Origin of the sequence: Fictibacillus gelatini DSM 15865 (assembly GCF_000430745.1) — a bacterium.
GTDB lineage: Bacteria > Bacillota > Bacilli > Bacillales > Fictibacillaceae > Fictibacillus_A > Fictibacillus_A gelatini.
Genome location: NZ_AUMP01000001.1, coordinates 234,066 through 246,613, shown reverse-complemented (window position 1 = coordinate 246,613; position 12,548 = coordinate 234,066). Strand labels below are relative to the sequence as shown.

The 12,548-nt window shown below is 41.4% G+C and carries 11 protein-coding genes; 7 read left to right on the top strand and 4 right to left on the bottom strand.

Going from position 1 to position 12,548, the window contains the following annotated elements; all coding sequences use genetic code 11:
- The first annotated feature begins 118 nt into the window (after positions 1-118).
- Complete coding sequence (locus H538_RS0101270; protein WP_026676014.1) at positions 119-913, top strand: inositol monophosphatase family protein; 795 nt, start codon at positions 119-121, stop codon at positions 911-913.
- A 303-nt stretch (positions 914-1,216) separates the two neighbouring features.
- Here H538_RS0101270 and H538_RS0101265 read toward each other — a convergent pair whose 3' ends face one another.
- On the bottom strand, positions 1,217-1,402 hold the full coding sequence (locus H538_RS0101265) for a DUF5325 family protein (protein ID WP_026676013.1): 186 nt from the start codon (positions 1,400-1,402) through the stop codon (positions 1,217-1,219).
- Positions 1,403-1,547: 145 nt separating this feature from the next.
- Between H538_RS0101265 and typA the strand changes: the two genes are divergently transcribed.
- Positions 1,548-3,386 carry a translational GTPase TypA gene (gene typA, locus H538_RS0101260; RefSeq protein WP_026676012.1) on the top strand — a complete coding sequence of 613 codons (1,839 nt, stop codon included), beginning with the start codon at positions 1,548-1,550 and terminating at the stop codon, positions 3,384-3,386.
- Between the two features lie 66 nt (positions 3,387-3,452).
- The gene (locus tag H538_RS0101255; RefSeq protein WP_026676011.1) at positions 3,453-3,773 is read left to right on the top strand and encodes a YlaH-like family protein; all 321 of its coding nucleotides are present in this window, start codon (positions 3,453-3,455) and stop codon (positions 3,771-3,773) included.
- Positions 3,774-3,826: 53 nt separating this feature from the next.
- Here H538_RS0101255 and H538_RS0101250 read toward each other — a convergent pair whose 3' ends face one another.
- Complete coding sequence (locus tag H538_RS0101250) at positions 3,827-4,027, bottom strand: YlaI family protein (RefSeq protein WP_026676010.1); 201 nt, start codon at positions 4,025-4,027, stop codon at positions 3,827-3,829.
- 90 nt (positions 4,028-4,117) lie between these two features.
- Complete coding sequence (locus H538_RS0101245) at positions 4,118-4,708, bottom strand: YhcN/YlaJ family sporulation lipoprotein (protein ID WP_026676009.1); 591 nt, start codon at positions 4,706-4,708, stop codon at positions 4,118-4,120.
- A 153-nt stretch (positions 4,709-4,861) separates the two neighbouring features.
- Here H538_RS0101245 and H538_RS0101240 point away from each other — a divergent pair, with 153 nt between their 5' ends.
- Positions 4,862-6,196 carry a PhoH family protein gene (locus tag H538_RS0101240; protein ID WP_154657876.1) on the top strand — a complete coding sequence of 445 codons (1,335 nt, stop codon included), beginning with the start codon at positions 4,862-4,864 and terminating at the stop codon, positions 6,194-6,196.
- A gap of 50 nt (positions 6,197-6,246) precedes the next feature.
- On the opposite strand, the gene H538_RS0101235 is transcribed toward H538_RS0101240, so the two are convergent.
- Positions 6,247-6,750, bottom strand: a complete 504-nt coding sequence (locus H538_RS0101235; RefSeq protein WP_026676007.1) for a hypothetical protein — start codon at positions 6,748-6,750, stop codon at positions 6,247-6,249.
- A 120-nt stretch (positions 6,751-6,870) separates the two neighbouring features.
- On the opposite strand from H538_RS0101235, the gene H538_RS0101230 reads away from it, so the two are divergent.
- The 3 genes from H538_RS0101230 to pyc all read left to right on the top strand — a co-directional run bounded on the left by H538_RS0101230 (position 6,871) and on the right by pyc (position 12,013).
- Positions 6,871-7,152, top strand: coding sequence for an Fpa/YlaN family protein (locus H538_RS0101230; protein ID WP_026676006.1), 282 nt, complete (start codon positions 6,871-6,873; stop codon positions 7,150-7,152).
- Positions 7,153-7,293: 141 nt separating this feature from the next.
- Complete coding sequence (locus tag H538_RS0101225) at positions 7,294-8,463, top strand: FtsW/RodA/SpoVE family cell cycle protein (protein WP_026676005.1); 1,170 nt, start codon at positions 7,294-7,296, stop codon at positions 8,461-8,463.
- 103 nt (positions 8,464-8,566) lie between these two features.
- Positions 8,567-12,013 (top strand): pyruvate carboxylase, encoded by a 3,447-nt coding sequence (gene pyc, locus H538_RS0101220; RefSeq protein WP_026676004.1) that lies wholly within the window; start codon positions 8,567-8,569, stop codon positions 12,011-12,013.
- Positions 12,014-12,548 lie beyond the last annotated feature (535 nt).

Sequence of the window (12,548 nt, the reverse complement as noted above, 5' to 3'; positions counted from 1 at the left end):
AGGCCGGATTCAGGATAATAAAAACGAGCCGACCCTAAAATGGAGGGTTCGTTTTTTTGTGATTGAATAAGTGTGCGCTATAATAATAAAAAAGATTGAAGTAATGGAGCTGATAAGATTGAATGTTTCTACATGGCAAACCATTTATGAATGTGCTGAAAAGTGGATTTTTGAGGCGGGCGAACTGTTAAAACAATCGTTCACTGAAAAACGTACAATTACATATAAATCGAATTTTTCAGACCTTGTGACCGATATGGATAAAAAGGTTGAAAAGTTTTTTATCGGCAAAATTAATGAAACATTTCCAGAGCATAAAATACTCGGTGAAGAAGGCTTTGGTGATGAAGTGACAAATGCCGATGGAGTCGTCTGGATAGTTGATCCGATTGATGGGACGACAAACTTTGTCAATCAACAATTCAATTTTGCGATTTCAGTTGGGATTTATGAAAACGGCGAAGGGAAAGTTGGGTTCATTTATGATGTTGTCAGAGGCGAACTGTTTCATTGCATGAAAGGAAAGGGAGCTTATTTGAACGAGAAAAAGTTGCCAGCCCTTGAAAATACGAGTTTGAATGAAGCGGTAATAGGCATTAACGCAACATGGGTGAGACCGAATACGAGGATCGATCATCATCGTCTTATTCCAATCGTCAAAAATGCCCGTGGAACAAGATCTTATGGGTCAGCGGCTTTGGAGCTCGCGTATGTTGCATGCGGCAGGCTGGATGCTTACATAACGATGCGCCTTTCCCCATGGGATTTTGCCGCAGGAATCATATTAATCGATGAAGTCGGCGGGATCGTAACGACTGCCTCAGGAGATGAAATTAATGTTTTAGACAAAAATAGCATATTCGCCGCCAAACCGGGACTCCATGAATCCATTTTAAAAGAAATTCTTCGCTGATAGGAACGATCAGCGAAGAATTTTTACATAGGAGAATATTAAGGAATAGGTGGCGAGCGTACGCCCAGCCCCTCGAGTCGCTTCACCTCCCCTGTAGCGGCAACAGCCACGAGCATCTACTTCACGAATAAGCTTCGAGTTGTCTCGACACAGCAGGCTTCGGAGCTTCTCTTGTAGAGGAAGAGACATTGAGGGTGAGGCGCAAGCGCAAGCAGCTGTCGGGCAAGCCAGGACGGCGAGGATTGCACCGTTGTCCACAGGACGTCGACGTAGTTAGGTGCAATTCGGGCGCTTTCGCTTTTCTTATATTTTGCCGGCTTCTCTAAGCCGCTTTTTTAACGTGAAGCCTAAGCCCATGAATACGATGACGCCTATAACCGCGAGAATTCCGATGAGCCAGCTTTTTTCTGCAAGCGCAACGCCAATGGAAGCAATCGACAAAGCGGCTAACATGGCGATTAGAAAAAATATAACGTTCGTAAATTTCAAAGTTAACCCTCCAATCTTCATGTTTATTGTAAATGATTTTGTGAAAAAAAGAAAAAGATATTTCATTTGTGCTATAATAGAACAGTTGTAAATAATTCAAGATAAAAATGATCTCATTGATATAGATCTTTAAGGAGAGATTACGTTGAAACGTCGAGAAGACATTAGAAACATCGCGATTATCGCCCACGTTGACCATGGAAAAACAACGCTCGTGGACAAACTTTTGCATCAGTCCGGCACGTTCCGTACGAATGAAAATGTGCATGAACGTGCAATGGATTCTAACGATCTTGAAAAAGAACGTGGAATTACGATTCTGGCAAAGAATACAGCCATTAATTATAAGGATAAACGCATTAACATTATGGATACACCGGGACATGCCGACTTTGGCGGAGAAGTCGAAAGGATTATGAAGATGGTTGACGGGGTATTGCTTGTTGTTGATGCCTATGAAGGCTGCATGCCGCAAACGCGCTTCGTGCTAAAAAAAGCATTGGAACAAAAATTAACGCCAATCGTTGTCGTTAATAAAATCGACCGCGAGTTTGCCCGTCCGCTTGAAGTCGTTGATGAAGTGATTGATTTATTCATTGATTTAGGAGCAGATGAAGACCAGCTTGAATTTCCGGTCGTATTTGCTTCGGCGATTAAAGGAACAGCAAGCCTGGATCCGGAAAAGCAGGATGAGGATATGACCGCTTTATTTAATGCGATCATTGATCATATTCCGGCACCTGTTGATAACAGCGAAGAGCCGCTTCAATTCCAGGTCGCATTGCTCGATTACAATGATTATTTAGGCCGTATCGGGATCGGGCGTGTCTTTAGAGGGACGATGAAGGTTGGCCAGGCCGTTTCCTTAATGAAGCTTGACGGAAGTATAAAGAAATTTCGCGTGACGAAAATTTTTGGTTTCCTTGGCCTTAAGAGAATTGAAGTAAACGAAGCGAAAGCAGGCGATTTAGTAGCGGTTTCGGGAATGGAAGAAATTAACGTTGGTGAAACGGTTTGTCCGGAAAATGAAGAAGAGGCTCTTCCTGTTCTTCGTATTGATGAGCCGACTTTGAAAATGACATTTTTAGTAAACAATTCGCCATTTGCGGGCAGAGAAGGAAAATATATTACGGCCCGTAAAATTGAAGAGCGTTTAAGAGCTCAATTAGAGACGGATGTATCGCTTCGTGTGGAAAATACGGATTCGCCGGATGCGTGGATCGTCTCAGGGCGCGGTGAGCTTCATCTATCCATCTTAATTGAGAATATGCGCCGTGAAGGGTATGAGCTTCAAGTATCGAAACCGGAAGTCATCGTTCGCGAAATTGATGGGGTCCGCTGTGAGCCAGTTGAGCGTGTGCAAATTGACATCCCGGAAGAATATACAGGGGCAATTATGGAATCGCTCGGCGAGAGAAAAGGCGAAATGTTGAATATGATTAATAATGGTTCCGGACAGGTCCGGCTTGAATTCATGGTTCCTGCCCGCGGATTGATTGGCTATACGACGGAATTTTTAACTCAAACACGGGGATACGGGATTTTGAACCATTCCTTTGACAGCTATCAGCCATTTATTGCCGGAAATGTCGGCGGACGCAGGCAAGGGGTGCTTGTCTCGATGGAAAACGGTAAAGCAACTCAATACGGCATTATTAACGTCGAAGATCGAGGTACTATTTTCGTTGAGCCAGGTACGGAGGTTTATGAAGGAATGATCGTTGGGGAACATACCCGTGAAAATGATATTACCGTCAACATTACAAAAGCAAAGCAAATGACAAATATGCGTTCCGCTACAAAAGATACGACCGTTACAATGAAAAAACCGAGAATCATGACATTAGAGGAAGCGCTAGAGTATTTAAATGACGATGAATATTGCGAAGTAACGCCTGAAAGCATTCGTCTCCGTAAAAAAATTCTCGATAAAGGCGAACGGGAAAGGGTAGAGAAAAAGAAAAAACTCGCAAAGCAACAATAAACGAATTTACATTAGCAATTCGTTCTTCCAACGTGGAGGTGTCAAAGGATGGATAGTAAAAAAATAATGGAAGCGTCTGGCCAGGATTCATCACCGATTGCGCTTCTTTTAGGAATTGATCAACATCCGGTGCAAGGTTTTTTTCTCCTATATATCGTCATTACGATTTTATCGATTATTGTTTATAAGCTAGGATTTGCAAAAAAGCTGCCCATATTAAAGTCAGCAGTCATTTACACGTTTTTGGTAATCGGCTGCTTTCCTTTAACATTGTTCGGAATTGGTCTTCCAGTTGCGGAAGGACTAATTGTCGCAGCGTTAATTCTGATCATCTACAAAGTGCGGCTTTATCAAAGCAAGAAAGCAAAAAACCGAAGCATGGGTTAACATGCTTCGGTTTTTTCAAATAAGAAGTATAAGCGGGTGTTTGTGCTTTCTTATTACCATTCATTTTCTTTTGCCGGAGAACGGTATAATATAAAGTTTCCAGTCGCTTTTCGATCGTTCGTTTTATTTGTGATTCTTTCATGGCATGGATCGCACATGTACGTATGAATGGGTCGATTGCGCAGCTTTTTAGCAATTGCGCTAAGGTCATCAAGTGTATGAATGGTGTCGCAAAGTACGCATTTTACACGCATTTTAACCACCTCTTTCTAAATGAATTATACCATTTTTCATCTAACGGGCACCACTTAAAAACTCCTGAGGTTCTCCCAGGAGTTTTTAAATCATTTTCTTTTTTCATTTTCCTTTTGAATCTTTTTCAATTGTTTATCGTCTTTGCCTGACAGTTGTTTGTCATTCGTTCTTGTTGGTGAAGGATTCGGCGCCATAAGATCAGGAGGGACTTGTGGCATAAGCCGCCCGATAATTTCGGCAAGCTCTTTTGTAATTCCGCTCACAGGCCGTCCTTTTTGAATGTCGCGTCCCATGTTTTTTAACCTTTGGACAGTATCCGGATCCGCAGTGACAACGGCATTTGCTCCATACGGATCTTTCTTTAATGCTTCCGCTACCGTATATTTAATGGAACCGACTCTCGATTTATCAAAATTTTTATCAACATCGATACCGACCACGGCATACCTTCCGAGAACGATCGCTGTTGCATCATTCACGCCCGGAATTCCTGAAACTAGCTGAACGAGATGTTTTGAAACTTGCGGTGATGTTTTTGGCGATTGGTTTCGTTCATAATTGACGCTTTGTTTAACGTGCACTTTACCTGCATAGTTCTGTTGTTCTGCCCCTTTATTCGTATTGCAGCCAACCAGAAGAGAGATAATGGCGGCGGCTGCACAAATGCGAAATGTATTCAACGAAATTCATCCTTTCATAGAGCAAATCTTTTCGGTTATTTTTTGTGAATTCTTCTATCTTTATTCAAGTATTCATACTATGAACTATAGAGTTAGTCCGTATATCCGATTTGATGCGAAAAAGAAGGATAAAACTAGAAGTCAGGAGGATGTATTTTGAGTAAAATATATGTCCTGGATACAAATGTCTTATTACAAGATCCTTATTCCATTTTTTCCTTTGCTCAAAATGAAGTCATTATTCCGGCGGTTGTATTGGAAGAAGTGGATTCAAAAAAAAGGTATATGGATGAAGTGGGGAGAAACGCACGCGAAATTTCACGTTTGATTGATAAATTACGGCATAAAGGAAAATTGCATGAAAAGATCCCGCTCGATAATGGAGGCATCTTGCGTGTGGAATTAAATCATAAATCGTTTCATCGTCTTCAGGAAGTATTTGTGGAACATACTAATGATAATCGAATTCTTGCGGTTTCATTAAATTTGTTAAATGAAGAAAAAAGCAAAGAACAGGGAAAAGAAGTCATTCTCGTCAGCAAGGATGTGCTCGTGCGTGTCAAAGCTGATGCGTTAGGAATACAGGCGGAAGATTTTTTAAGCGACCGGGTTGTTGAACGTGATGATCAGACCTATTCGGGATATAAGGAAATTTATGTGAACAGTGAAGTTCTCAATAAATTTTTTGAAAAGCAGGAACTGCAAACGATTGAACTTGTTAATCATTCTTTTTGTCCGCACCAATTCGTGATCATGAAAGATTTGTACAGAAGTTCCGTTTCAGCTCTCGGGAAAGTGGATGCGACCGGGAAAAAAGTAAAGCCGCTTTTGTTTGATTCTGATCCTGTATGGGGGATCCGGCCACGAAACGTCCAACAAAAAATGGCGATGGAACTGCTTCTGGCAAAAGACATCCAGCTTGTCACTTTAATTGGGAAAGCCGGAACAGGGAAAACATTGTTAACCCTGGCTGCAGGACTCATGCAAACAGAAGATTTAAAAAACTACATTAAATTGTTTATCGCCCGCCCGATCGTCCCTGTAGGAAAAGATATCGGCTATTTGCCCGGGGAAAAGGAAGAAAAACTAAAGCCATGGATGCAGCCGATTTATGATAATCTGGAGTATTTATTTAATACGAAAAAACAAGGGGAATTAGAAAAAATTTTAGCAGGGATTGGCTCGATCCATGTTGAAGCGTTAACATATATTCGCGGCAGAAGTTTGCCTGAACAGTTCATCATCATTGATGAAGCGCAAAATCTCACGAAGCATGAAGTGAAAACCATTTTAACAAGGGTTGGGGAAGGCAGCAAAATCATTCTGCTCGGAGACCCTCATCAAATTGACCATCCTTATTTAGACGAATTTACCAACGGCTTAACATACGTCGTTGAGAAATTCAAGCATCAAGGAATAAGTGGACATGTTCGCCTTGAAAAAGGAGAGCGTTCTACGTTAGCCCAGCTGGCGGCAGATTTGCTTTAAATTTAAAATTTTTTTAACGAAAAAAGTAACACTCGATGGAAAATCGAGTGTTACTTTACAATGAACCCTTTAATATTTTTTATCGGGTTGTCTTTATTCCTGCCGTCGCCATAATAAAAATGAACCGGACCATCTTCTTTTAACGGCTTTCCTTCTTTTGAAAATGCAAGAATTGCTTCCATTGCTTCATCGAGCGGAACTTCAATAGAAGACCCTTCTGTTTCTAAAACAACATATTTTGCTCCGGCTAGCGGTTCAGCATTTTTTAAAAAAGGCGCGAAAGGAATCCCGAATGAACCGGTTAATAGCGTTTCCTTTAGGTACGTTTTCGGTTGTTTATTCTCATTATTTTCAGGCAATCGTGCCCCTTCTTTAATTTCCCGGTCCCAGTGGCTAGAAACATCTTTTAAATATTTTTCGTCACTATCGTCTAGCTTTCTTCCGTTTAAAAAAACGGTGTCCATGTCAATCTTTCTATCATCAAATATCCATAAGCCTGGATCTAAAGTAATGGTATATTTTACATTGCCTTTGATCATTAGAATGGAACTCATATGTATCACCTCTAAAACATCATACCATAAAATTGGCGTACGCCGTAAAATGTTGATTTTTTAACATTAAAAGGCTATATTTAAAAGTAGAATAGTTAGGGGGAGAACGGAGGGATGAAATTGTCACCTGAGATGGCAACAGGACATAGCGAAAAAGCTTACGAATTGCTAAAAGCAGATGCTGAAAAAATCTTGAAACTCATCGAAGTACAAATGGAAAATTTAACGATGCCGCAATGTCCCCTCTATGAGGAAGTACTTGATACGCAAATGTTCGGTTTATCCCGAGAAATAGATTTTGCAGTACGCTTAAAATTAGTGGACGAAGAGGCCGGTAAAGAATTGCTGGAATCATTAGAGCGAAAATTGTCCGCGCTTCATGAAGCATCGATAAAAAAGTAGCACGATAACTCAAGCCGTTTTGAAGCGGCTTGGGTTTTTTTATTTTCATTACATTTATGTGTTTTTACTTGTAAGCGCCACGCAAATATTTTAAATTTATACTACGTACATACATGAAATTTGACACAAAGGAATGTTCCTATGATTAAAAAAATGTTTAAATACTATGATTACAGTTTGATCGTGGCCATTTTAACGGTATGCGGATTCGGGCTGATCATGGTATATAGTGCGAGTAGCATTTACGGATTAATAAGGTACGGCGTCTCGAGCGACTACTTTTTTATGAAGCAGCTTATTTTTTTTATTGTCGGGCTTATTTGTTGCCTGGTGACGATGATTGTGCCCTTTCACATCTATAAAGGATGGCTGAAATTTATCGTTTTTGGATCCATAATTGTTCTAGGGTCGGTATTTTTATTCGGGAAAGTTTCGAATAATGCCCAGAGCTGGCTTAAATTCGGGCTTTTAGGTGTTCAACCGTCTGAATTCGTAAAGCTTGGCATGATTATTTACTTATCCGCCATATTCTCAAAAAAACAGGACCGGCTAGACCATTTTGGGACAAGTGTAGTTCCGCCGTTAATTATTTTTGCCGTCGTGTTCATCCTTATTTATTTACAGCCTGATTTAGGCACGGCCCTGATTCTCGCTGGAATTACGGGCATCATTGTTTTATGTTCAGGCCTTCGAAAAAGGCACATTTTATTGTTGTTGGCCTTTACGCTTGGAATGATGTTATTAGGAAGCCAGTTTTTATCGAATAATCAGAAGATGCGCTTTGCGGGTGCCTATCATCCGTTTGAACATAAGAGCAAATGGGGCTATCAGCTCATTCAGTCATATGTCGCAATGGCATCAGGCGGCATAAATGGAAAGGGCCTTGGCGAAGGCATTCAAAAATATGGGTATTTGCCTGAGCCTCATACCGATTTCATTATCGCTGTAGTTGCTGAAGAATTAGGCTTTTGGGGAGTTTTATTCGTAATAAGCCTGTTAGCATTTATCGTCATTAAAGGGTTTATTATTGGAATCCGCTGTAAAGACATCTATGGAAGTTTGCTTGCGTTCGGGATTTCTGGCATGATCGGTATTCAAACCGTTGTCAATTTAGGAGCCGCTTCCGGATTGCTTCCGATCACAGGCGTTACATTGCCGTTTATTTCTTACGGAGGTTCTTCGCTTATCCTATCATTGCTTTCTGTCGGCATTTTGATCAACATTTCATGCTATGTCAACCATAAACGGAAAAAAGACAGGCTTGAATCCCCGGCGATCCAAAAGCCGTATTTAGTGACAAAGGCAAAATAATGAATGGCGGAAATTTTCAGTTACTTTACTCCTCTAAAAATGTTAAACTTTAATAATAGATAGATAAATAAAGCCAAAACATACAAAAGGAGAGGAACCAAATATGACGCTTCAGCCAATTAAAAAAATTCTAGTTGCAAATCGCGGAGAAATTGCTATTCGTATTTTCCGAGCCTGTACAGAATTAAATATCCGAACTGTCGCTATTTATTCTAAAGAAGACTCGGGTTCCTATCATCGCTATAAGGCGGATGAGGCTTACCTCGTGGGTGAGGGAAAAAAACCAATCGATGCTTATTTAGACATTGAAGGGATTATTGAAATTGCAAAAGCAAACGATGTTGACGCCATTCATCCTGGCTATGGGTTTTTATCCGAAAATACGGCATTTGCTTCACGCTGCCGGGAAGAAGGAATTATTTTTATTGGACCAGAAGTTGAGCATTTAATGATGTTTGGCGATAAAGTACAGGCAAGAGAACAAGCGATCAAAGCGGGGCTCCCCGTTATTCCGGGCTCCGAAGGGCCGGTGAAAAGCCTTGAGGAAGTGCGGGATTTTGCCCGCCAGCATGGCTATCCGATCATTATTAAAGCATCGCTTGGCGGCGGCGGCCGTGGGATGCGTATCGTAAGAAGCGATAATTCGCTTGCAGAAAGCTACAACAGGGCGAAATCAGAAGCGAAATCGGCATTTGGCCATGATGAAGTGTATGTTGAAAAATTTGTCGAGAGACCGAAACATATCGAAGTTCAAATTATCGCCGATAAGTCAGGAAATATCGTTCATTTATTCGAGAGGGATTGCTCCGTTCAACGCCGCCACCAAAAAGTGGTTGAAGTCGCTCCAAGCGTTTCCCTTTCGGAAGAATTGCGTTTAGAAATATGTCAGTCAGCTGTTCAATTAATGAAAAATGTAAATTATTTGAATGCGGGAACAGTTGAGTTTCTTGTAACGGAAGAGGGAGACTATTATTTTATTGAAGTCAATCCTCGGGTTCAAGTCGAGCACACAATTACGGAAATGGTGACTGGAATTGACATTGTGCAATCGCAAATTTTAATTGCTGAAGGGCATTCTTTACATGGTCCGAAAATTGCCATTCCAAAGCAAGAAGATATCCATTGTACCGGTTATGCCATTCAATGCCGGATTACGACAGAAGACCCGAGCAACAATTTTATGCCAGATACAGGAAAGATCATGGCGTATCGCTCAAGCGGAGGATTTGGCGTAAGGCTTGATGCAGGCAACGGTTTCCAGGGAGCGGTTATCACCCCATACTATGACTCATTATTAGTTAAATTATCGACTCAGGCACTTTCATTTGAACACGCAGCGGCGAAAATGCATCGTAATTTAAGAGAGTTCCGTATTCGAGGAATCAAAACAAATATTGCATTTTTGGAAAATGTAGTCACTCATGAGCAATTTTTATCAGGCAATTACAATACGTCATTTATTGATACAACGCCAGAGCTTTTTGTATTCCCTGAAAGCAAAGACCGCGGCACGAAAATGCTCTCGTATATTGGTTCAACGACAGTCAACGGCTTCCCCGGTTTAACAAAGGTAAAGAAACCGGCTTTTGATAAACCGAGAATTCCGAAAATTAAACATTCTGAGCCAATTCCGACAGGCACGAAGCAAATTTTAGAGGAACGTGGAGTATCGGGATTAGTTCAATGGATTAAAGATCAGGAGAAAGTGCTTCTTACGGACACGACATTCAGGGATGGGCATCAATCGCTATTGGCAACACGTGTGAGAACGAATGATTTATTGCACATTGCGGAGCCTACAGCAAGATTATGGCCATCGATGTTCTCGCTTGAAATGTGGGGCGGGGCAACGTTTGATGTCGCCTACCGATTTTTAAATGAAGATCCGTGGGAGCGTTTAACGAAATTGCGGAAACAAGTGCCGAATCTTCTTTTCCAAATGCTCCTCAGGGCATCGAACGCTGTAGGTTACAAAAACTATCCTGATAACGTTATTGAAAAATTTGTAGAAAAATCGGCGGAAGCTGGAATTGATGTGTTTCGTATTTTTGACAGCCTCAACTGGGTAGAAGGAATGAAGGTGGCGATTAATGCGGTTCGCGAAAGCGGAAAAATTGCAGAAGCCTCCATTTGCTATACGGGAGATATTTTAGATCCGTCAAGAACGAAGTATACGACAAATTACTATATCGACATGGCAAAGGAACTTGAGGAGGCAGGAGCCGATATTTTAGGCATTAAAGATATGGCCGGGCTTTTAAAGCCTGAAGCGGCATATGAACTCGTTTCCCGATTGAAAGAAGCTGTAGATCTTCCTATCCATTTACACACGCATGATACGAGCGGCAATGGTGTCTATACGTATGCAAAAGCGATTGAAGCGGGAGTTGATATTGTCGATGTGGCCATCAGCTCAATGGCCGGTCAAACGTCACAGCCATCTGCCAACTCGCTTTATTATGCCCTCTCCGGTAATGAAAGACAGCCAGATGTCGATATCAATGCGCTGCAAAGCTTAAGTAACTATTGGGAAGATGTAAGGAAATATTATGAAGGCTTTGAAACAACCATGAAAGCTCCGGATCCCGAAGTGTATGTCCACGAAATGCCGGGCGGTCAGCTTTCTAACCTTCAGCAGCAGGCGAAGGCGGTTGGGCTTGGCGATCGCTGGGACGAAGTGAAACGGATGTACCGCAGGGTCAATGATATGTTTGGAGATGTAGTTAAAGTGACTCCATCATCAAAAGTCGTTGGTGATATGGCGCTCTTTATGGTGCAGAATCAGTTAACAGAAGATGATGTGTATGAGAAAGGGGAAACATTGGACTTCCCGGATTCTGTCATTGAATTTTTCCAGGGGTACATCGGACAACCTTATGGAGGATTCCCAAAAGAGCTGCAGCAACTTGTTTTAAAAGGGCGTGAGCCGATTACACGACGTCCGGGAGAACTGCTTGAGGCGGCGGATTTTATTGAAATCAAAGAGACGTTATCACACAAGCTAAACCGAAAAATTTCAAGCTATGACGTCCTTTCATATGCTTTATACCCAAAAGTGTTCCTGGATCGTGAAAAAATGTTTAACAAGTTCGGCGATGTTTCCGTGCTGGATACACCAACATTCTTTTATGGAATGAGGCTCGGTGAAGAAATTGAAGTAGAAATCGAACAAGGTAAAACATTGATCGTCAAACTTGTTTCGATCGGCGAGCCTCAAGTTGATGGAACAAGAGTCATTTATTTTGAATTAAACGGACAGCCGCGTGAAGTCATCGTAAAAGATGAAAACATTAAAACGGCGGTTGAAGCTAAACGTAAGGTCGATCCGACGAATCCGTCGCATATCGGAGCAACAATGCCGGGAACGGTTGTAAAAGTGCTCGCGGAAAAAGGCGAAAAAGTGGCAAAGGGCGATCATCTGATGATTACAGAAGCTATGAAAATGGAAACGACCGTTCAAGCGCCTTTTGATGGAGTGGTAAAAGAAGTCCATGTGAAGAACGGAGAAGCCATTTCTCCTGGCGATTTATTGCTAGAACTCTCAAAATAAAAAAGCGCACCCCGCGCTTTTTTATTTTGAGTATCATTTGCAAGTAAATACAAATACTACAAGAGGTTGTTCAAAAAGTCCGGGAAACATTGCCGGCGAATTTCTGCGTCAGCGCGGCTCTAGCTCCTCACATATTAAGGCGAGGATGTCCGTGTGCCTGCGTCTACGAGCTTTGCTCTGTAGAAGGCTTCCTCGGCACAAGGCTGCATGGAAGCAACCCAGCGTAGTTGCCTTGCTCGGAGGCTACGCTTCCTTGAACTTCTTGGCCCTGTTTGTCCTCCTTTTTGAACATGCAGTTGAAATAGATTTATCGAATTTGTCGAAAAAGAAAGCTTCACAAATTTGTTAAATTTAAAACTGGTAATAAATCTCCAAGAATAGTACAAATAATATAGGTCTATGTCAATCAGAGTCGAAGTATACAAAGCCCTTAAATTGTTTTATAATGTTAAAGGACCTTTCAAATCTGTCTATAAAATTACACATTTATAATGGTTGAAAAAGTAGGCAGATATAGCTATTGATTTTTGTTTAA